20 protein-coding genes and 1 pseudogene are annotated in these 18,640 nt (G+C 55.3%); 5 read left to right on the top strand and 16 right to left on the bottom strand.

The genetic code is table 11. The features are described from left to right. Positions 1 to 128: 128 nt before the first annotated feature. Positions 129 to 482, bottom strand: coding sequence for a hypothetical protein (locus ACR0AC_RS18600; protein ID WP_480875342.1), 354 nt, complete (start codon positions 480 to 482; stop codon positions 129 to 131). Between ACR0AC_RS18600 and ACR0AC_RS18595 the strand changes: the two genes are divergently transcribed. Then, complete coding sequence (locus tag ACR0AC_RS18595) at positions 429 to 2,459, top strand: heavy metal translocating P-type ATPase (RefSeq protein ID WP_480875341.1); 2,031 nt, start codon at positions 429 to 431, stop codon at positions 2,457 to 2,459. The genes ACR0AC_RS18600 and ACR0AC_RS18595 overlap by 54 nt on opposite strands. A gap of 51 nt (positions 2,460 to 2,510) precedes the next feature. On the opposite strand, the gene ACR0AC_RS18590 is transcribed toward ACR0AC_RS18595, so the two are convergent. The 7 genes from ACR0AC_RS18590 to ACR0AC_RS18560 all read right to left on the bottom strand — a co-directional run bounded on the left by ACR0AC_RS18590 (position 2,511) and on the right by ACR0AC_RS18560 (position 6,909). After that, on the bottom strand, positions 2,511 to 2,675 hold the full coding sequence (locus tag ACR0AC_RS18590) for a hypothetical protein (protein WP_170602105.1): 165 nt from the start codon (positions 2,673 to 2,675) through the stop codon (positions 2,511 to 2,513). A gap of 98 nt (positions 2,676 to 2,773) precedes the next feature. Further along, positions 2,774 to 4,141 carry a M23 family metallopeptidase gene (locus tag ACR0AC_RS18585; protein ID WP_152460745.1) on the bottom strand — a complete coding sequence of 456 codons (1,368 nt, stop codon included), beginning with the start codon at positions 4,139 to 4,141 and terminating at the stop codon, positions 2,774 to 2,776. After that, positions 4,138 to 4,764 (bottom strand): SCO family protein, encoded by a 627-nt coding sequence (locus tag ACR0AC_RS18580; protein WP_050605688.1) that lies wholly within the window; start codon positions 4,762 to 4,764, stop codon positions 4,138 to 4,140. Before ACR0AC_RS18580 ends, ACR0AC_RS18585 begins: the two co-directional genes overlap by 4 nt. Next, a complete protein-coding gene (locus ACR0AC_RS18575) occupies positions 4,764 to 5,243 on the bottom strand; it encodes a copper chaperone PCu(A)C (protein WP_152460744.1) in 480 nt (159 codons plus the stop codon). The genes ACR0AC_RS18580 and ACR0AC_RS18575 overlap by 1 nt, the downstream gene beginning before the upstream one ends. A gap of 18 nt (positions 5,244 to 5,261) precedes the next feature. Then, on the bottom strand, positions 5,262 to 5,921 hold the full coding sequence (locus tag ACR0AC_RS18570; protein ID WP_050605686.1) for a DsbA family protein: 660 nt from the start codon (positions 5,919 to 5,921) through the stop codon (positions 5,262 to 5,264). Continuing rightward, positions 5,918 to 6,340, bottom strand: a complete 423-nt coding sequence (locus tag ACR0AC_RS18565; protein ID WP_152460743.1) for a disulfide bond formation protein B — start codon at positions 6,338 to 6,340, stop codon at positions 5,918 to 5,920. Before ACR0AC_RS18565 ends, ACR0AC_RS18570 begins: the two co-directional genes overlap by 4 nt. A 5-nt stretch (positions 6,341 to 6,345) precedes the next feature. After that, positions 6,346 to 6,909 (bottom strand): SCO family protein, encoded by a 564-nt coding sequence (locus ACR0AC_RS18560; RefSeq protein ID WP_152460846.1) that lies wholly within the window; start codon positions 6,907 to 6,909, stop codon positions 6,346 to 6,348. A gap of 213 nt (positions 6,910 to 7,122) precedes the next feature. Here ACR0AC_RS18560 and ACR0AC_RS18555 point away from each other — a divergent pair, with 213 nt between their 5' ends. Together ACR0AC_RS18555 and ACR0AC_RS18550 are read left to right on the top strand one after the other, a co-directional pair. Beyond that, a complete protein-coding gene (locus tag ACR0AC_RS18555) occupies positions 7,123 to 7,551 on the top strand; it encodes a MerR family transcriptional regulator (RefSeq protein ID WP_152460742.1) in 429 nt (142 codons plus the stop codon). A 97-nt stretch (positions 7,552 to 7,648) separates the two neighbouring features. Further along, entirely contained in the window at positions 7,649 to 8,410 is a 762-nt protein-coding gene (locus tag ACR0AC_RS18550; RefSeq protein WP_152460741.1) for a transglutaminase-like domain-containing protein, read from the top strand. Positions 8,411 to 8,608: 198 nt separating this feature from the next. Here ACR0AC_RS18550 and phnE read toward each other — a convergent pair whose 3' ends face one another. The 4 genes from phnE to ACR0AC_RS18530 are packed head-to-tail and all read right to left on the bottom strand — an operon-like array spanning position 8,609 to position 12,628. Beyond that, the gene (phnE, locus tag ACR0AC_RS18545; RefSeq protein WP_152460740.1) at positions 8,609 to 9,352 is read right to left on the bottom strand and encodes a phosphonate ABC transporter, permease protein PhnE; all 744 of its coding nucleotides are present in this window, start codon (positions 9,350 to 9,352) and stop codon (positions 8,609 to 8,611) included. Continuing rightward, the gene (locus ACR0AC_RS18540; protein ID WP_152460739.1) at positions 9,352 to 10,122 is read right to left on the bottom strand and encodes a phosphonate ABC transporter ATP-binding protein; all 771 of its coding nucleotides are present in this window, start codon (positions 10,120 to 10,122) and stop codon (positions 9,352 to 9,354) included. The genes phnE and ACR0AC_RS18540 overlap by 1 nt, the downstream gene beginning before the upstream one ends. After that, complete coding sequence (locus ACR0AC_RS18535; protein WP_152460738.1) at positions 10,119 to 10,979, bottom strand: phosphate/phosphite/phosphonate ABC transporter substrate-binding protein; 861 nt, start codon at positions 10,977 to 10,979, stop codon at positions 10,119 to 10,121. Before ACR0AC_RS18535 ends, ACR0AC_RS18540 begins: the two co-directional genes overlap by 4 nt. Next, a complete protein-coding gene (locus ACR0AC_RS18530; protein WP_480875337.1) occupies positions 10,979 to 12,628 on the bottom strand; it encodes a cytochrome c peroxidase in 1,650 nt (549 codons plus the stop codon). Before ACR0AC_RS18530 ends, ACR0AC_RS18535 begins: the two co-directional genes overlap by 1 nt. A 320-nt stretch (positions 12,629 to 12,948) precedes the next feature. Between ACR0AC_RS18530 and mntR the strand changes: the two genes are divergently transcribed. Both mntR and ACR0AC_RS18520 read left to right on the top strand, forming a co-directional pair. Continuing rightward, entirely contained in the window at positions 12,949 to 13,401 is a 453-nt protein-coding gene (gene mntR / locus ACR0AC_RS18525; protein WP_152460736.1) for a manganese-binding transcriptional regulator MntR, read from the top strand. Positions 13,402 to 13,873: 472 nt separating this feature from the next. Then, complete coding sequence (locus tag ACR0AC_RS18520) at positions 13,874 to 14,371, top strand: L,D-transpeptidase family protein (protein ID WP_152460735.1); 498 nt, start codon at positions 13,874 to 13,876, stop codon at positions 14,369 to 14,371. Positions 14,372 to 14,723: 352 nt separating this feature from the next. On the opposite strand, the pseudogene ACR0AC_RS18515 reads toward ACR0AC_RS18520, so the two are convergent. The 4 genes and pseudogenes from ACR0AC_RS18515 to ACR0AC_RS18500 all read right to left on the bottom strand — a co-directional run. Further along, positions 14,724 to 14,892, bottom strand: a pseudogene (locus ACR0AC_RS18515) (helix-turn-helix domain-containing protein); the annotation flags it as partial. A gap of 205 nt (positions 14,893 to 15,097) precedes the next feature. After that, positions 15,098 to 16,051 (bottom strand): helix-turn-helix transcriptional regulator, encoded by a 954-nt coding sequence (locus ACR0AC_RS18510; RefSeq protein WP_152460691.1) that lies wholly within the window; start codon positions 16,049 to 16,051, stop codon positions 15,098 to 15,100. Positions 16,052 to 16,238: 187 nt separating this feature from the next. Next, the gene (locus ACR0AC_RS18505; RefSeq protein WP_152460690.1) at positions 16,239 to 17,528 is read right to left on the bottom strand and encodes a helix-turn-helix domain-containing protein; all 1,290 of its coding nucleotides are present in this window, start codon (positions 17,526 to 17,528) and stop codon (positions 16,239 to 16,241) included. A gap of 367 nt (positions 17,529 to 17,895) precedes the next feature. Then, complete coding sequence (locus ACR0AC_RS18500; RefSeq protein ID WP_170624892.1) at positions 17,896 to 18,354, bottom strand: hypothetical protein; 459 nt, start codon at positions 18,352 to 18,354, stop codon at positions 17,896 to 17,898. Positions 18,355 to 18,640: the final 286 nt, after the last annotated feature.

The following is an 18,640-nucleotide window of genomic DNA, read 5'->3' as shown; positions in this document are numbered from 1 at the left end:
AGAAGGAATGAAGCATCAATATCGCGGGCAACGAACCGGATTGAAAAAAATTGAAAAAGGTATTGAAGCTCTAGTTGCTGTAGGAACTATTTGCAAAGGACCGCAGAGATTCTTGAGGTCTAACTATGTCATCCGATACCCACAACCACGACCATGACCACGAAAATAGACAAGGTCACAACGCGTGCGGCAGTAGCGGGTGTGGTGACATCGCGCCCGCCGGTCCGATTCCCGAAGGTGGCAGAAGCTTTCAGGTCTCTGGCCTCGATTGCGCCGAAGAGGTTGCGATCCTGAACCGGGTTATCGGCCCGAAAGTTGGTGGTGAAGAGCATCTCGCTTTTGATGTCATCAACGGTCGAATGACGCTTCTTGAAAGTGCTGCCAAGCTTTCTGACGAAGATGTCATGCTGCTGGTTGCCAGCACCGGTATGACCGCCAATTCTTGGGATGACGGAAATGCCGCGCAGGATCAGGCGGCGCATATTGCACGTCAGCGGCGGTTCACCGCGCTCAGCGGAGGGTTTTGGGCAGCGGGTTTTGGCTGGCACATTTTCGAAACCGGCATGGGCGGTGCGCTTGGGCTGTTCTCGGGACATGGTGAGGTTCCGATGCCATTAGCCGAGGCAGCTTTGTTCGCAGTCGCGATCTTGTTTGGCGTCTGGCTGGTGGCCCCTAAGGCCTGGTATTCGGCGCGTCGACTTTCGCCGGATATGAACCTTCTGATGGTTGTTGCCGTCGCTGGTGCCATCGCTCTGGGCGAGTTTTTTGAAGCGGCAACTGTAGCATTTTTCTTTTCGCTTTCTCTTTATCTGGAAAGCTGGAGTGTCGGACGGGCTCGCAACGCAGTATCCGCGCTGCTTGATCTGGCCCCCCCGACGGTTCGGCTGGTTCGTGCTGACGGTTCCGAGGCAACGGTCCCGGCGGCGGATGTCTTTGTCGGTGACAGCTTCATCGTTCGGGGTGGGGATCGCATTCCACTTGACGGCGAAGTCATCGAAGGGGCCGGTGCCGTTGACCAGGCTCCAATCACAGGTGAAAGCGCGCTGGTTCCCAAAGAGCTGGGTGATGAGGTCTATGCCGGCACAATCAATGGTGAAGGCACCCTCAAAATTCGTGCGACGAAAACAGCGTCCGATACCGTGCTTGCCAAGATCATCCGGATGGTCGGTGATGCTCATGCTCGCCGTGCGCCGGTTGAGCAGTGGGTTACAAAATTTGCGCGGATCTATACGCCCATCGTTATGGTCGTTGCAGTGGCCATCGCCCTGATCCCACCGCTTGCATTTGGCGCATCGTGGGGCTTCTGGTTTTACAATGCACTTGTTCTTCTGGTTATCGCCTGCCCCTGTGCGCTCGTCATTTCCACACCGGTTTCCATCGTTGCGGCTTTGACCGCTTCGGCCCGGGCTGGGGTTCTGATTAAGGGCGGCGCATATATCGAGGCCCCCGGGCGTACCACCGCACTGGCCATGGACAAGACCGGCACGATCACCATGGGAGAGCCTGAAGTTGCCAATGTGTATCCGCTGGGCGACGCATCCGAGCAGGAGCTGTTGGCGAGCGGTGCCAGCCTCGAGGTTCGGTCTTCACACCCGCTGGCCCGCGCCATTTTGACCAAGGCAGAACAGACCGACATTTCGATATCTGCGGCTGAAGACATCCGAACCGTTCCCGGTCGGGGTCTTGAAGGCCGCACCGAGCGCGGAGATATCTGGCTTGGCTCTGACCGCTTCGCTGTAGAGAAAGGCTTTGGCGCGTCCATCCCTGCCGAATTGCGCAACCAAATCGAGAGCGCGGGAAGCACACTTGTGGTTGTCGGGGATGAGAACGGAGTCACCGGTTTGCTTGAGCTGCGGGACCGCATTCGCCCCGAAGCCCGAAGCATCGTTGCCCGGCTTCACGCGCAGGGCGTGAAGTCAATCATCATGCTGACTGGTGACAACGAACAAACCGCGAGAGCGGTAGCAGCCGAAGTCGGTATCGACGAAGTCCGGGCCCAACTTCTGCCGGAGGACAAAGTCGCTGCGATTGAGGAACTGGCAGAACAGCACGAGATGGTTGCGATGATCGGCGATGGCGTCAACGACGCGCCTGCGATGGCTCGGGCACATTATGCAGTTGCGATGGGTGCAGTTGGGTCCGATGCTGCGATTGAGACCGCAGACATTGCTCTGATGACCGACGACATCGGTAAAGTACCCTGGCTGATCGACCATTCACGTCGAACCATGTCGATCATCCGTCAGAACATCGGCTTCTCACTTGCGACCAAAGCATTGTTTGTCACTCTCACGGGTTTTGGTTTGGCATCCATGTGGGGTGCAATCGCTGCTGATGTCGGAGTGTCCTTGCTGGTCGTGGCCAATGCCTTACGGCTTCTGAAAGCTCCGGAAGATCATACCGCCCAGACTAAGGCAAATACCCTTGGCTCGCAGGGAATAGGCGCTGCGACCACATAAGAGCGAAAGCCGGACTCCAGGTGTCCGGCTTTCGCCTTGCTTACTGGCGCGTTACATCAGGCGCACAACTGCGATTGAAAGAAATAACGCCACCAGGCCAAAAGCGATGCCATATCCTGTAGCGTATTGAAGAATATCAAGGCTGTTGCCATTCCGGCGCTTTGCCAGGACCCCACCCCAAACCGCGCCAACCAAGGCCCCCGCGATTGCAATCATCTTACATCCTCTGATTTGGTTCTTCTGCAGTGCAGTCCGCTTCAGGCGCGCATACCCGCAAACTGATAGCCGCGCACTTGAAGCCGTTTAGGAAACTCTCACGAACTAGATTCGCTTTTTTTGGCGACGGGATTGCCCAGCTGTTTCTCAAGCTGTGCTCGAGCATTTCTTAAGCGTTTTCGCGCTGCTTCGCTTTCAACCTCGTTGTTCGCAGCGGCAGCAAGTCGGTTGTCAGAAAGCGGGTCCGTTGGGCGCCCGTCAACCAATACTTCATAATGAAGATTGGGGCCGGTCGCGGTGCCGCTCGACCCGACACGGCCAACCATCTCGCCAGCCTCCACGCGCTGACCTTTGGCCAGACCATCGGCGGTTGCGCTAAGATGCGTATATCGCGTGACCGTGTCCGATCCATGAGCGATTTCCACCACACGCCCATACCCCCCGCGCCAACCTACATAAGACACGCGACCCGGGGCCGTCGCATGTACCGGAGTACCACGTGCGGCAGCAAAATCGACACCGGTGTGCATCCGCACATTGCCGTAGACCGGATGTTTCCGCCGACCAAAGACTGAACTCAGGCGCGCGCCTTCGACGGGTTGGGCAAAGACGCGAAGAAGTTCACCATCAACATAGATCGTGGCGCGACCGTTGTCGTCGTCTGGCCATGCTATTTCGTAAAGCCGATCATCAACTTCCAGCGCCGCAAAAATGAGCTCGGACTGGCCCACCCTCTCGCCATCGATGCTCTTTTCGCGCCAGAGAAGCCGAAGCGTTTCGCCACCGGTCAGATCGCGTCGAAAATCCACTGTGCCGCTCAGCATCTGAGCGAGATCCACCGCAAAACGAACCGGGATCTTTGCGCTGCTCAGAGCATTTGAGATCGAAGTTTCGATCTCTGTTTTGCGGGCCAGAATGACAGTGTCGGGTTCTGGCGAGACCACGCGCGTGGACAATGTCTCGCTAAGTGTCACTTCAATTCTCACGCCATCTTCCACGGCGAGCTCCACACTCCGCAGTTGATCCGCTGCCGTTGCAACGACTGTTATCGAGTGACCCGGCCGCAAGCGCCGCAAGTCGTATTCAGCGCCAAGTGCAAGTGCGATTTCAGCGCGATCGGTTGCGTCAATCCCCGCGTCAGACAGCATACTGTCGAGTGTGTCACCCACCGCAAGCTCGCGCGTCCATGTTCGTGAAGGTGGTTCAACAGGAGGCAAAGGTTCCTCTGCCTGAATGGGTTCCGGCTGAACAGGTCGAAACGAAACGGGGCTTGGAGCGAGTTCTGTTGATGGTACGTTCAGCAACGGAGCCGATGTGATCTGCGGTTCCGCAGGAAGTTTGGGCACCTGAAAGACCGTGGGCGCAGGCACCGTCATTTCAGACCTGTTCGAGGCAATGAACATGATCGCAGCAATCGAGACGCTGCTGATCGCGATCGCCGAGGTTGCTAGAAACCGTGCGCTCATGATGTTGTATCCGCTCCACTTTTCAAAGCGCGGCGGATCTTGGGTACAGCAAACTCTCTCTGCTCATGATAGTCGATGGTGCTGACAAATTCGCCTGTGGGGTTAAACAGAAAAACACTTGCGGTGTGGTTCATTGTGTAGTCGCCATCTTCCATAGGAACTTTTTCATAAGTGGCGCGAAAGTCGTCTGCGGCTTGCGCGATTTGGTCCGAAACGCCGACCCAACCGCGAATAGCTGGATGAAAGTAGCTGACATAATCGGTCATGGCATCGACCGTGTCCCTTTCAGGGTCTACGGTTATGAACACGACGTTCAATTCGTCCGCGTCATTGCCCAGATCATCCAGCCAGAGGGAAATATCCGAAAGAGTCGTCGGGCAAACATCCGGGCAGTAGGTAAAGCCGAAGAACACCATTGTTGCACGTCCGACCAGCGATTGCGGGGTGACGGGGGTCCCTTCGTGATCAACCATGCGAAAGTTCATGCCCGACAACGCAAGGGGACGAAGGCGATCTGATTGAGCCGCTCCCGGCCCATCCACTTGCCACCATCCGACAAAGAGTGTCAGGCCGATTGCGCCAATTCCAGCAGCCCCAAATGTGAGAACACGTCGCCGCTGCATCAGTTCTCTGGGCCTCGTGCAGCAATACCGAATATCGGTATGTTGACGGTCTTTTCTGCTCCATCGGCAAAGATCAGGGTCAGCGCAAAACTCTCGCCTTCAGTCATCGGGCGTTGCAGCCGCATAAGCATTGCATGCAGCCCGCCGGGCTCAAGCGCGACGGAACCACCGGGCGCAATTTCCAGCTCGCCAGCTGGTGCCATGGAACTAACGCCCTCTGCATTGGTCGATGTCTGGTGGATCTCGGGCATCATCGCAAGATCGGTGCGGATAGAGGTCAGTGTGACGACCTCATCACTGGTGTTGCGGATCGTCATGTACGCGGCACCCGGCCGGTTGGTGCCGATAGAGGCCCGCGACCAGGCATCTTCAACGACAACATCGTCGCCCCCTGCCAGTACCGGTGCCGATAGAATGGCAGTGGTGCCGAATGCGGCAAGCACACCTGCCAGAAGTGTATTTTTTGTAGTGAGTCTCATAGTACCTCTCGCTACTGCTCAGCTTTGCAGTGCTGCAACTTCTGCAGCGACCAGACGTCTCAATTCAGCCTCACCAAACGGATCCAGAGATTTGCCATTGACGAAGAATGTCGGAGTTTGCCGTATACCGACTGCTTCGACATCAGCGCGATCCTGATTAAGAACACCGACTGTCTGGGGCGCGAGCATTTGTGCCTGCGCTGCATCGGCATCCAGTCCCGCCGCTGCTGCAATTCGAATAATAAGACCAGGCTCAGGCGCACCATGCGCGGCCCATTTGGGCTGCTCTCGCAGCACGGCTTCCAGGACCGGTTCAAAGACCCCCTGCATGCGTGCCGCTTCAAGCACGCGGATCGCCTCCTCTGAGCCTTCGCCATGGAAAGGGGTGTACCGGATCACAACGCGCACGGCGTCTCCATGCTGTGCCATGATGTCCTTCACGACCGGATGAAAGGCACGGCAGGCTTCACAAGCCGGATCGAAAAATTCGACAATTGTAACCGGTGCGTCTTTAGGGCCGAGAACAGGCGAGTAAGAACGGATAAGTGTTTCAGCGATTTCGGGTGCGACAGGCTCGGTGTTGCCTGAAGCAGCCGGGCGGTTCACGTACCAGGAGGCGGCTCCAAAACCAGCGCCACCAAATGCGAGAACGGACAAAATCAGGCCTCGTCTGTTCATACTTGTTTCTCCTTGAGTGAAAGGGCGCACAGAACGCCGATTAGCGCGAATGAAACGAGCGCCATCAGCGGAATCGGGACGCCCAAAACAGTTTGATTTGCGTCCGTGCAGGACGGACCGCTAGCTGAGCATGGTTGGATTTTTTCGGGGATCAGACCGGCATACAGGCCCATGTGCCACAAGGCGACAGCAGCGCCCCCCAATGCCAGTGCTATCCCGTAACGGCCCACGTTCTGGTCCTGCCACCACAGGCCAAGCCCCAGTACGATCGCCAATGGGAACATGAACGCGCGCTGGAACCAGCACAGCACACAGGGCGTCTGCCCCAGGATCTCTCCAATGAACAGAACAGAAAGAGAAGCAACCAGGGCAATCGCCCAGGCCAGGCCGAGAAGTGTATCTTTGGAAAACCAGGACATGGTGCTCAGAGTCTCTGTTTCAGATCCGCAAGAATTTCTTCGGGAGGCGTGCCATATGACCAGGACTGAACGAATCCAGCGTCCTCATTGAACAGAAACAGATGAGAGGTATGCCCCATCGTGTATCCGTCCGGTGCAGCGGCTTGTTCGATCCGTTCGTAGAATATCGGAAAAGTCTTGGACGTTTGCGCTATCTGTTCTGACGTGCCTGTAAGTCCAATGATCCCCGCATCGAAAAGTGGTACATACTCGGCCAAGACGGCCGGAGTGTCGCGTTCGGGGTCAATTGAAATGAAGATGGGTTGCACTTGGTTTGATTGGGTTCCCAGGCCTTCCTGCACTGCTGCCACCTCGGACAGTGTTGTAGGGCAAACGTCCGGGCAGTTGGTGAACCCAAAAAACACCAACATCCACTTGCCCGCAAAGTCGTTCTGAGTACGGACAACACCAGAGTGATCTGTCAGTTCGAACCTGGCCTCGAACGGGACAGAACCTTCTTCGGTCCGCACGGATCTGTTATCTGACCACAACATCAGATAGGCAAATGCCGCCGTTGCGACACCAGCCAGCACCCATAAGATTTTCTGAAATACAGTCAGTTTCAAAGTTAGCCGTCCGCCTGCGATTCTTGGTTCAGAACGGCGTGTACACCCTCTACCTGCTAGAGGTTCAAAGGTGATTTCGAGCCTGCGGCTGGGTGTCACAGGTCCACCGGCTGGAAGGTGCTATTGTGCGGTGCTGACCTGAACCTACATAAGCTGTAACTTTGCAAGGAGACCCAGATGCTGACGATCGGAACGCTTGGAAAAAAGACCGGAACCAAGGTTCAGACGATCCGCTACTACGAGCAGATCGGACTTATGCCGGAACCGGGGCGCACCGAAGGTGGCCAGCGGCGTTATGGCCATACCGAATTGGATCGCCTGGCTTTTATCCGTCACGCCCGCCAACTGGGGTTTTCGCTTGAGGCGATACGCGAACTGCTTGATTTGTCCGACGATCCGGATCGCCCCTGTCATGAAGCCGACAGTATCGCGCGCCGGCAACTCAAACAGATTGAGCAAAGAATGGCGCGGCTGGAAGCGTTGCGGACCGAGCTGGAGCGCATGGTGCATGAATGCAGTGGCGGCAACACCTCGGATTGTCGTGTACTCGAAGTTCTGCGCGATCATTCCGAATGTCTTACTGATCACGAAGAAATCGGCGCGTAACCCTGGGCAGCGTCGTTGCGAACTGGAATTAGCCCCTTGAAGCTATAGTCACTGTAGCAATTACAAGTCTTTCTGAGTTGATTCGACGAGAGACCAAATGCTGAACCGAGACCCGTTGCTAACCGCCACACCTCTGCTTGATTTTGAAACACCCGCAATTTTGGGACTCATAACGGAACGGCGCTGGCCCGATCTGCCTGTCTTGGATCGAATTGGCGCTATTTATGATTTCGTGCGTAACGAGATTGCCTTTGGTTACAACCGTGCAGACGATATCCCGGCATCAGAGGTACTCGCCAATGGCTATGGGCAATGCAATACCAAGGGCACTCTTCTGATGGCACTGTTTCGCGGCAGCGGTATCCGATGCCGTTTGCATGGCTTTACGATCCACAAAGAGTTGCAGAGGGGTGTGGTTCCCGAGCTTTTCTATCCGATGGCGCCGACGGAGATTGTGCATTCATGGGTTGAAGTCGAAGCAGAGGGTACGTGGCTAAAGCTGGAAGGCTTTATTCTGGATGAGCTTTTCTTACGCGTGTTGCAGCAGACATTTCCCAAAACAGAAAGCCTGTGTGGGTATGGTGTGGGGACGGATTGCCTGAGCGATCCCCAGGTCGAATGGGAAGGCCGTGACACATACATTCAAAGAAACGGCATCGTGCAGGATTTTGGGGACTTTGACTCACCTGACTCCTTTTATGTCCGTCACAGGCAGAACTTTGGCTTTTTTCGTGAACTGATGTACCGAGTCGTCGTGAGGCATTGGATGAACGCACGTGTAAGAGCACTACGCACTGGCAGGCTGGTGGCAAATGTTTCGGCAACACATTCCCATGGCAACTCCGGTGAATCCGTTTGAACGCTAGATTGGCACCAAGAATTTTCCTCAACGCAGGCGATTTTCAATCTAGCAAGCTTGAGGCCTTAACAAACCAGCGCGAGGGCGTGTGTAGCAGGCTACACCGGCCCGGTTTCAAGCGAAGCATCCAACCTTCAACCGCGATGGAAGAAAAGGAAAGACACGAGCCTTTTCTTTAGAGAATTGGGAAATTCCGGCTTAGTTGAACCGTTTTTGCAAGGCCATATTCAGCGCCTCTGACAATAAAACCAGAACAATGATTGCCAACGTCACGGTCGCAGCCTTTTCATACTGAAACGACCGTACATAGGTTTGCACATACAACCCAATGCCACCTGCACCGACAATGCCCAGTATCAGGCTTTCGCGCAGATTTAGCTCAAACCGAAATACGGTATCGCGCATGATCACAGGCGCCATCTGCGGCCAGATTGCCCAACGCAACTGTTGAATTCTGTTGGCCCCTGCGCTTTCAAGCGCCGCCACAGGAGCGGTGGCAACATTGTCGATGGCTTCTGCATAGAACTTTGCCAACATGCCGGTCGCGTGAAATGTGATTGCCAGTATACCGGGAAGCGGACCCAACCCAACAGCGCCCACCATTAGCATAGCGACCAGGATCAGCGGGATCGACCGGATAACCGCAAGCAAGGCACGGACGGGACGCCAGATCGCTGGTGGTACCATAGTTTCAGAGGCCAAAACGGCCAGTCCCACCGACAGGATCACGGCGAACAATGTTCCCAGAATGGCGATCCTCAGAGTCTCCGCCAGCCCGGTCAGAACCTCGCGCCAAACGGACAGGTCAGGTGGGATCATACGCCCCAAAAACTCTGCCAGACGGGGTCCCGCGCCTGGCAGCTTGCCCAATCCCATATCTCCGCTGGTCAGCGACCACAGGATCGCCAGCACCAGCATGACCCAAATGACGGATCGACCCATCAACTGACTACACGCAGCCCCGATGTGACACCGGCACCGTGATACAGTTCATCGATGTCCCCGCTGGTCAACTGAGCCGACGGTTTGTCGAACAATACCACGCCATCTCGCAGGCCTATGATGCGCTCAGCAAAGCGGCGTGACAGGTCGGGCTGATGCGAGCTGAAAATGACGCCGATTTCGCGGCTACGTGCAGAGCTGGTGATCAGGCTCAGAATGCGTTCTGCGTGAGCAGGGTCCAAATTGCTGACGGGCTCATCCGCAAGGATCAACTCGGGTTCTTGTGCCAGACATCTGGCAATCGCAACGCGCTGCCGTTGTCCACCCGACAACTGATCGGCACGGCGGCTTGCCAGATCGGACAGCCCCGTATCCTGAAGCGCCCGTGTCACGCACATATGGTCCTCTTCCCGGAACCGCCCCCAGAGTGAGGACCAGATATTCATCCGGCCCATCCGACCGTTCATCACATTCTGATAGACACTCTGCCGATCAACCAATGCGAATTCCTGGAAGACAAAGCCGATATTGGCACGGTCCTCGCGGGATGGAATTCCTGTTGCCAAAAGTGACTTGCCCAGCACCTGGGCCTCGCCCTGCCAACCGCTCGAACGACCATCCAACAACGCCAGCAACGTTGATTTGCCCGCACCCGAAGGACCGAGTAGCGCGACACTTTCACCCGGCTGCACCGACAGTGAAACATCTGCAAGAGCTGCCGCACTGGCAAAGTGCTGCGATACCGCGTTGAGTGAAATCACAGGGTTCATTTCAGAAACCCATACCGCCGCGCAGTCTCGCGTACGCCTTCGTAAACCGATGGATCAGCAGGGAGATAGCCGTCCGGGCCATAGAGGTAGGTGAGCAGGTGACGGTTCTCACTCTCGTTGAGGCGCAGCATGGTTTCAATGAACTTCGCCTGCAGCCCAGCGTCCAGGTCAGGGCGGGCGATGATTGCGTGGCTGGGAATTTGTTCTGATTCCGCCAGCACCTTGACCTCGGCCTGCTGATCCGGTGTCAGATAGAGATCGGCATACTGGCTTGCGCCTGCCGCATCGACCAGTCCGTTGGCCATGGCCTGCATCGCTTGCTGATAACCACCGGCAAAGAACTTCTGCCCGAAAAAACTGTCAGCATCGCCTGTGCCCGAGAACAGCCCGGCGCGCACAAACAGATCAAGCGGATAGATGTAACCGGATTCCGAGACCGGATCGGAAAAGGCAATGTCACGTCCCCGGAGATCGGCCAGCGTTTCGATACCGCTGTCACGTCGCACGAAGACGCGGCCCGAATAGCTGGGTTGCCCGCGATAAACCTCGGACAAGAGCGGTACGGCACCGATCTGGTCCTCGGCCAACACAAAGGGCAACGCTCCCATGAACGAGATATCGGCATCACCGTTGCGCAGCGCCTCGACGGCGGCTGCGTGGTCAAACGTCACAAACCCCGTGACCGGAACACCCATCTGCTCGGAAAGCCAGCCTGTGATGATGTTGATATCACCCAACAGCTTTTCGGGGTTCTCCTGCGGGATGAAGGCCAGCTTCAGCCCCTGATCAGTTGCGGCCATTACGGGCAGGGCTACAGATGCGGCTGCAGCGACCAGAAAATTGCGGCGCGACAGCATCAGAACATCCTCTCGTCAATTTCGGCCTGCATGGCCTTGAACAGCTCCCATTGGCGGGTGGCTTCGGTCCAGTTTCCTTCGGCGCTGGCATCGCCAACCGCTCGCAGGATGGCAGCGAATTCGTAGATTTCGGGCTTGGCGTTCTGATTGACCATGACACTGGCATCCGTCGCCAGATCAGGAGCTACCGTGTCGATCAGAACCGCTATGTTTTCAGCATCCTGCATAGGCAGCAGGGTATCGAGCGTGCTGGCGAATGTTGTCAGTTCTTCCCAGGACAAGCGGAATACGCTGTCACGGCCTTCGAATACTTGATAGGGGTCTTCACCGTCGCCAACGGCTTCGACATAGGCAGTCAGGTCTGCGCGCTGTGCTTCGTCCAACCCCAAATTCTTGGTGTCATTGAACCAGTCAACAACGCTGGCCAGCGTCGGCAGCGATCCGTCATGCATGTAAGGTGCAGTGAAATTGACGTTGAGCAGTGTCGGGGTTTCGAACGCCGTAGCCGTGCCCCCGGGGAATGGTGGTTCAGCGCTGCCCATGTCGTAGGTCAGACCATCGCGGAACTGACGGTCAGGCGTGTGACACGAAGCGCAGGATTTGTCACCAAGTCCGGCAAATTTGGTGTTGAACAGCACCTCTCCGCGCTTGGCGTCGTCCGAAGCCAGATCGGTCAGCTTGCCGTACCGGTCGATCTTTGGGTTGGGAAGGAAGTCGAACTGTTTGACATAGGCTTCCAGCGCATCCAGCTGGAACGGCGTTGGTTCCTTTCCCGCGAACTCGGTCACAATCACATTTCGGATGAACCGGCGCAGGCTTGGTTCGCGCCCGTCGCGGCCATAAGGTGCGGTAAAGCGGATGCCACGCATGGAAGGCGTGTCCAAGTGATCATCGGTCCGGTCATTGAACATTGGATTGAAGAACGAACCGTCCACATCCATCCCACCTGGATGGGATGAAAGGCCCGGAATGAAGAAATCCCGGTTCACGTCGGAGCGGTTGTGGCAGGTCGAGCAGGCGATGCCCAACTCGCGCGCCGGGCCGCCGAAGATTTCAGGGCTGTCGAACAGCATATCTCCATAGGCCACCAGCGGTAGATTGGCCTCATCCTCACCCGCCTCTTCAAACTGAAGAACCAGCCGCGGCAGCTGCGCCTGATCTCCGATGTTCGACCCTGGCGGCAGCGTGGCGGGCATTGTGATTTGTTCGCCTGAAAGAACTACTGTTTCAGGCAGCGGTGTTAACTTGTCGCGTTGGGCATACTCGGATGGCAGATAGTTGGCACGAATATAGGCAACAATAGTGGCCTGAGCTTCTGCAAATTGGTCGACATCCACTGTTTGTGCGCCATTGCCCAGTACTCCTGCGCTGCCAAGGGTGGAGTTCAGAACCAACCATGCCCGGCCCAGATCGCGAGACGCCGACGTGTCTGCAGCCTTGATACCATCCTCGAATGCGCGGAACAGAGCAGCCGCTTGCGCGACCTCGCGTGCCGCTTCAGGCTGACCCAGCGCGGTCTTTGCGACATCCAAATGGCGCAGAATTCCCTCAGCAATGGCAGTTGTGCTTGCTTCAAACAGCGCCTGCCGATCTTCGGCTTTCATAGCTTGGTTGATCGCAATCGCTTCGTTGCCGGAGACGCGTGACAAGGGAGCGACCTGAATGTCACTGCCAGGTGCGGGCGAAGTCCAACTCCTCTCAATTTCATCCCAGGGAACCGGGGTTAGATTTCCCATGAACAAGGTCAGTCGATACGCGGCAGCGCGCGGAGCCCAAGGAGATTCTTCAATCGCCGTGGCATCCGCGATCACGGGCAATGCGCAAAGTAGTGTGGACGCTATCAGGTGTTTCATAGCACTGTCTATCAAAGTTAGCCTTGTCTAATTTAATGATGAAGGCATGCTCATTGTCAAGCTCGGCTTTCAGGTGCATACACTGGAGACTAGACCAGCGACGTAATCGTGAGCCGATGACCGAAACAAAACCGGTAAATTCAGATCGTAGCATTGATACCCAGGCGAGTGGGTTTGAGGCTGTGCGACAGGCCCACCAAAGCGAAATGGTTGAAGACTACGTTGAACTTATCGCGGAGCTGATCCATCAGAATGGCACGGCGCGCCCGGTCGAAATAGCCGAGCGATTGGGCGTGACCCAACCTACGGTTTCCAAGAATTTGGCTCGTTTGAAACGAGAGGGTTTCATTGAGCAAATACCCTACCGCTCACTTCAGCTGACCGATGCCGGGCGTCAATTGGCGGAAGCTTGTAGAAGGCGTCACCGGATTGTCGTGGAGTTCCTGATCGCCTTGGGCGTTTCACCAGAAGTGGCAGAGCATGACGCTGAAGGTATTGAGCATCATGTAAGCGAAGAAACTCTTGCAGTGTTTGAACGGTTCGTTGGGCGGGCCGATGAAGCAAAGTAGAAACAAAAAGAGCCTCAAATATGGTTGCGAAATTTGGTAGATCTAATTTCACATAGACAGAGATTGTCCTAAGTTGCAGCTAGACAGTGACGCTATCTGAGGGTGGGTGGCCCGGCGCGAAACTACGTGGGTACCTGAAAATCGATACAGGTGCAGACGTAGTGAACGAGTCCTTAGAACAAGAATCCAATTCGGTAGATGATCTGGCTCACTTAGTAATCGGCGTCAAGATTTCCAGCGGCAAAAAACCTGACTACAGCAGCGATCTCCGTACTGAATAGGCGAAAACTGAAAGATTGCTTAAGAATAACATATGTCGAAATCATAGAGTTACTCATTGCACTTCTGACGAGGTGGCCACAACTGATCACTTTGTTTTCGGTTCCTGTCCTAGCGAGATCCAATATACCTTTGTTCAACTGGCCTTTAGTGATATTTTTTTGAAAAAATCAAAATGAGCCGAGCAGTTCCAATGAAAAGACGTCTGTTTCTCTCTGGCTTCATAGCCGCCTTTTTGTCCGGCTGTGCAAGCAAGTTCCGTACTTACAATGGGCCGGTTGTGACTCGGCTTCGGCTATACAAAGCGCAGCGCCTACTTATCCTCGATGGTAGTGAGCGTGTCTTGCGGGCTTTTCCAATTGGACTCGGATTTGCCCCCGAAGGTCACAAGCAATTCGAAGGAGACGGGCGAACACCTGAAGGCTCCTATGTAATTGACCGTCGCAATCCCGAGAGCCTTTTCCATCTTTCAATCGGAATCTCTTATCCGAACGAGGCGGATTCTGCGTTTGCCCGAGCTCGGGGTCGTTCTCCGGGCGGTGATATTTTTATCCATGGCGGCCCTCGCCCTGGAATTGATCCCACGAACAAGCGTGACTGGACTGCAGGGTGCGTCGCTGTCACAGATCAGGAGATTGAAGAGATCTACGCTATGGTCAAAGACGGGACGCCAATCGAAATCTACTCATAGAGGGACAGGTTCCGAATAGACAACGATTGCGGATTTGCCTTAGCGCTACGTTGATGGGGGCAGAAGCTATTACTAGAGCTTTCACGGCCAACGCCACACTCGCTGTTTCGACGAACGGATAAACGGATATAGGTCTGGATTGAGAACCCAATCCCACCAGCGCCGAGCATCGGTGGGATGACATGCTTATGGGCAAGCAAATTGATGACAGGACGAATGAACACCGCCGACGAGTCCAATAAAGGACGTTATTTGTATCCTTTTCCGACATCAACTCGCGTAATTCTGCCGTCGCCAGACCGCAAGTCTCATGCTCCAACAGGTGAGAAGTAGGACATGAGGTGTCCCATCACCGATCTGCAGCTTTCCGGTGCGCAGACGCGCCGTAGTAACCATCGCGTTCAGATGACAGGGTTCTGAGAAGACGTTTATTTGATCTCGCGATGGATAGTTGCCTTCGAGCGTTTCAACACATGTGCCATCTCTCGAACAGGGACCTTCGCATGCCTCCAGCGCTCAATCCTACGCCGTTTCTAAATGCCGAGTTGCGAATACACTGCGCCTGTGCCATTTTCTCCTCATTAGATAACCCATTGGTTTCTAACAGAAGTCGCACTTGGAAATAGCACACACCCCCTGCTTCAAACCAAAAACGCAGAAGCGAAATTATGTGAAACTTGCCCCTGCTCACAATTTTGCAAATCAAGCGGTGCACGTGGGCCGAACTCAGAGATGCCTGATCCACACGCATTGATCCCGGTTGGGCCCAAGTTCTTCGAGGATCCTTTCAGCATCCAGATTGAAGTCTTTGGCAATTTCCTGGACCTGAACCGCCTGAAAGCTATCCAAGTTCCGCACCGTTCGACCATCTTCAAAGGTGATCAACTCGTGTGATCTTCCAGACCAACGCACGATCCCGCCGCAAAGGGTCTGTCCTTCAACATCCGCAAGTTCGGCGACCGGGTCGGCAAAGAAATCGGTCCATTTAAGAATACCTGTGCTGACAGCTCTCGCCACTGCTTGTTCCGTTGTCCGGCACTTGAGTTTTGTGACGATCGAAGACGTCAAAGCATGCACCATTCTGGAGGAGAGCCCCGTCTGGCCAGCAACTACGGATGGGATCAATCCTGATGCGAGCATCTTCAGAACATCCATCTCCTGATCGGACAACGCATCCGTAGGAAAGTTGAAAACCGTATCAATCACATCGAGCGCGAGTAGATGCAGGACCTGCGCTTCGTGGCGAAGGGCAGGGAGCATACTCCCGACCAAGGCGTCCCAGTCGGAACGGCGCAGGTTGGAGGTAACCGTAAAGACGCCACGCTCCCCAAACGGATTGATAACCGGAATGGATAGTCCGTGCTGACCCACACCAAATTTTCTCGCTGCATCGAATAGCGGTGCGTGTTCACGCTGATCATCAAACACAGCCCAATCAATCGGGGCAATCATTGCGGCGCCAAATCGAATAAGGGGATCAATCAGAACCAGGTCGTTGTCGACGTAATGCCTGACCCATTCGGCCGGGAACGTGGTGCAACCGTGGACAACGTTGTGATGCTTGTCGATATGGGCGTAGGACGCATTCTCCAGCTCAAACCTGGAACAAATTTCCTGAAGGCGCGCCTCCCCGGTCTGTCTGAAATCCAGTTCAGAATTGCCAATGTCCGCGATTTTCATAGACCGTCTTCCTGTTCCGCGTTGCCGTCGAGGCCGATTAGCAACCTAAAGCTGAACAAACCACTCGGGATTTCCCGTAGCCAATCACAGATTTGAATACGCTTCTGTTCTGGAGGCGGAAACAGAGCAAAAACCTGCCGATGAGACACATGAATTGGAGAAGCTGGCAGCGCGCAACCCGACACGGTTAAATCCGCTTCTTGGGGTCTTGCGGAAACCCGTCTTCCTCCTCCCGGGCTCTTCGTGCCAACAAACCCATGAAACTGGAAATCAGGTTCAACTCCCCGCGCTCATCTGCGCGCACCATACCGCGAAGGTATCCGCCCGGATTAACCACGGGCGGCAGGCGCGGATCACTCAGCCTCGCGTCTATGATCAACCCGGCCAGGATTGCACCCATCACGGTCAAACGGTCAATCGCCGTATGCCATGCGGAGGCATTGGCGCCGATCTCCGACAATCGCGCCGAAACGCCGGTCTCAATCGCGTAGAGCGACGGGCTGGAATTCTGATCTCCGCCACCGGCGATATCGATATGCATACGCAGCTCGGGTGAGGCCAGTTCATATAGGATGCGGTTATTCACCTGCGGTAGTTTTTGGGCCTTGCTTGATGCCGTATCTGTCGGATGATTGCTTTCTAAGCAATGCGGAGGGCCGTAAGGCCCGGAGCCAGAACAATCTGGTTCCGAGGCTTCAGCCGAGGGCATTGTAACTTCGCCATCGGCGTTACAAGACAGAATTTCTTCTTCAATTTGGTCTTGTATATGGCACCCGAAACAGGCTTCGGGTTCACCCGAAAATTCACCGGGTTTTTTAACATATATTTCGATCCGCTTCCAAAGATCGTGAGCTGCCTGAACATGTGATCTGAGCCCATCCAGCGACATGTATTTCAGCTTGTCGGCACGCGGCCAGGATCGAAGTTCCCCCATCATGTCTTCCAGGCCTTCAGGACTGCAGGGGAGCGAGGCAAACACTGCCAAGCTGTGTTTCACATGTCGGTAAAGCCGTGATCGATCCCCGCGCAGCTCGTCATGTTCTTTCTTCTCGGCTTTGCTTTGCTCGTCTGCGTCGCGCATCTCTGAAATGAGGTTTAGGGCAGGGGTCAGAAAGAGGCCGAGCCCCTTGCGCTTACAACGCGCCCCATTTGCACCAAGCCTGCGTTCGAGCAGGCCAATCATTTCCAGTTCTCGTTCGTGATTGTGGATTGTCCGATCTGTCACGCCTCGACCGGCAATGAGGGTTTCCTGGCGCGCGTAGCAAAAGGGTTCCTGAGACGGGTCTCGAAAAGCACATGGCGTAATCATATCGATGATGATCTCTAAGGTGCGAATACAATGGGCTGATGCGCCTCTGATCTGCGCATATCCCACGCAGAGCTGCCGAAACCTGTCTCGATTCCAACCCTCGGGAAGGCCGTTGTGGAAGCGTATATTTTCGTGGTGATGGACGGATGCGATCTGCCGAAAGCTCATCGTATTGGCTTCCCTTGGCAAAGGTCAGTATTGGCATCGCAGCTTAGCGGGGCAGGGTGTTCGGTATGGTTAAGGGGTCTCATAGTCTGCTTCTCTTTGGGGAAGCAAGGCAGGTTGAACCTCAGCAAATAAACACAGAAAAACCGTTCGCACAGATGCGTTTGTCCTTGTCAGTAATTTTGGAGTTTCCTATAAATCAGGTGATCAAACGTGACTTAAGAAGATCCCCGCTGAGGCCCCGCCTTGCGGGGGTTTTTGTTTCTGGGATTAAGTTTTTCCTCCGGGCCAATCGGCCTGGTTTAAAAATGCAGCTGGCGATTTTTGGTGGCATAGCCAGGAGCAACGCGTTGTACCGCAGGTCAGCACCTCAATATCGGATGAGTTCGTAGTCGCTGAACCCGAATGTGTCGGTCCACTCGACGCCAACGCCGCGGAAGTAGCTGGGAGGTTCACAGCGATTGCCCAGTGGCAGCCAGTAAGGGATTGGGGCAGGAGCGCGCTCGGACCAGCGAAAATTCGTATTATCGTCGTAGGTGCCAACCACAAGATCAAGCGAACGCTCGCAATCTCCCTCCCTTGAACGACGGCGATAGCTGTAGTGGCGCACATCCCAAACCCTGATGGATCTCACAACGTCGAAATCGGAAGAAGAAAGATCGACGCTGATCGGGGTGGCTTGGAAACCGTCACCGTATTGGCCGTGATGTGCATCGATCCTTCCTATCGAGATCGCTGCGTCTACCAGTATTGGCTTAGCGGTGTCATCCGATGGAAGCTCTGGAACTGGGCTAGCACTGGTGCGCTTGATGGCTTCCAACCGTTCCATAGGACCCAAGTCCGAGGGGCTGTGTGACGTATTCATCGGACAGCGCCAGAGTTGAAGCGGCGGTTCGACCGGGTAGGGTGTGATGCGCCGAATGAACTCCGCCTTGGCTGCGACGCAATCAGCCGAACTTGGCCAACCCCCGGCGAGGCAAAGGAATATGGCACAGTCAATTGGATAGGCACGAGCCTGCGTGGCTGGCAGTGCAGCGAGTGCAACTGCAAGGGCCTTCGCGCGAGTTCGATTTCCGGATTTTGAGTGTTTCAAGATGGTCTCTCCTGCTTGCGAA

It is taken from the genome of Ruegeria sp. H7, from assembly GCF_056532945.1.
This window is presented reverse-complemented; position numbering and strand designations above follow the sequence as displayed.

Coding starts and splice junctions, on each gene's coding strand:
- ACR0AC_RS18595 (WP_480875341.1), top strand. CDS start 429: ATGACCGCCAATTCTTGGGATGACGGAAATGCCGCGCAGGATCAGGCG.
- ACR0AC_RS18600 (WP_480875342.1), bottom strand. CDS start 482: ATGCGCCGCCTGATCCTGCGCGGCATTTCCGTCATCCCAAGAATTGGC.
- ACR0AC_RS18590 (WP_170602105.1), bottom strand. CDS start 2,675: ATGATTGCAATCGCGGGGGCCTTGGTTGGCGCGGTTTGGGGTGGGGTC.
- ACR0AC_RS18585 (WP_152460745.1), bottom strand. CDS start 4,141: ATGAGCGCACGGTTTCTAGCAACCTCGGCGATCGCGATCAGCAGCGTC.
- ACR0AC_RS18580 (WP_050605688.1), bottom strand. CDS start 4,764: ATGCAGCGGCGACGTGTTCTCACATTTGGGGCTGCTGGAATTGGCGCA.
- ACR0AC_RS18575 (WP_152460744.1), bottom strand. CDS start 5,243: ATGAGACTCACTACAAAAAATACACTTCTGGCAGGTGTGCTTGCCGCA.
- ACR0AC_RS18570 (WP_050605686.1), bottom strand. CDS start 5,921: ATGAACAGACGAGGCCTGATTTTGTCCGTTCTCGCATTTGGTGGCGCT.
- ACR0AC_RS18565 (WP_152460743.1), bottom strand. CDS start 6,340: ATGTCCTGGTTTTCCAAAGATACACTTCTCGGCCTGGCCTGGGCGATT.
- ACR0AC_RS18555 (WP_152460742.1), top strand. CDS start 7,123: ATGCTGACGATCGGAACGCTTGGAAAAAAGACCGGAACCAAGGTTCAG.
- ACR0AC_RS18550 (WP_152460741.1), top strand. CDS start 7,649: ATGCTGAACCGAGACCCGTTGCTAACCGCCACACCTCTGCTTGATTTT.
- phnE (WP_152460740.1), bottom strand. CDS start 9,352: ATGGGTCGATCCGTCATTTGGGTCATGCTGGTGCTGGCGATCCTGTGG.
- ACR0AC_RS18540 (WP_152460739.1), bottom strand. CDS start 10,122: ATGAACCCTGTGATTTCACTCAACGCGGTATCGCAGCACTTTGCCAGT.
- ACR0AC_RS18535 (WP_152460738.1), bottom strand. CDS start 10,979: ATGCTGTCGCGCCGCAATTTTCTGGTCGCTGCAGCCGCATCTGTAGCC.
- mntR (WP_152460736.1), top strand. CDS start 12,949: ATGACCGAAACAAAACCGGTAAATTCAGATCGTAGCATTGATACCCAG.
- ACR0AC_RS18520 (WP_152460735.1), top strand. CDS start 13,874: ATGAAAAGACGTCTGTTTCTCTCTGGCTTCATAGCCGCCTTTTTGTCC.
- ACR0AC_RS18510 (WP_152460691.1), bottom strand. CDS start 16,051: ATGAAAATCGCGGACATTGGCAATTCTGAACTGGATTTCAGACAGACC.
- ACR0AC_RS18505 (WP_152460690.1), bottom strand. CDS start 17,528: ATGAGCTTTCGGCAGATCGCATCCGTCCATCACCACGAAAATATACGC.
- ACR0AC_RS18500 (WP_170624892.1), bottom strand. CDS start 18,354: ATGGAACGGTTGGAAGCCATCAAGCGCACCAGTGCTAGCCCAGTTCCA.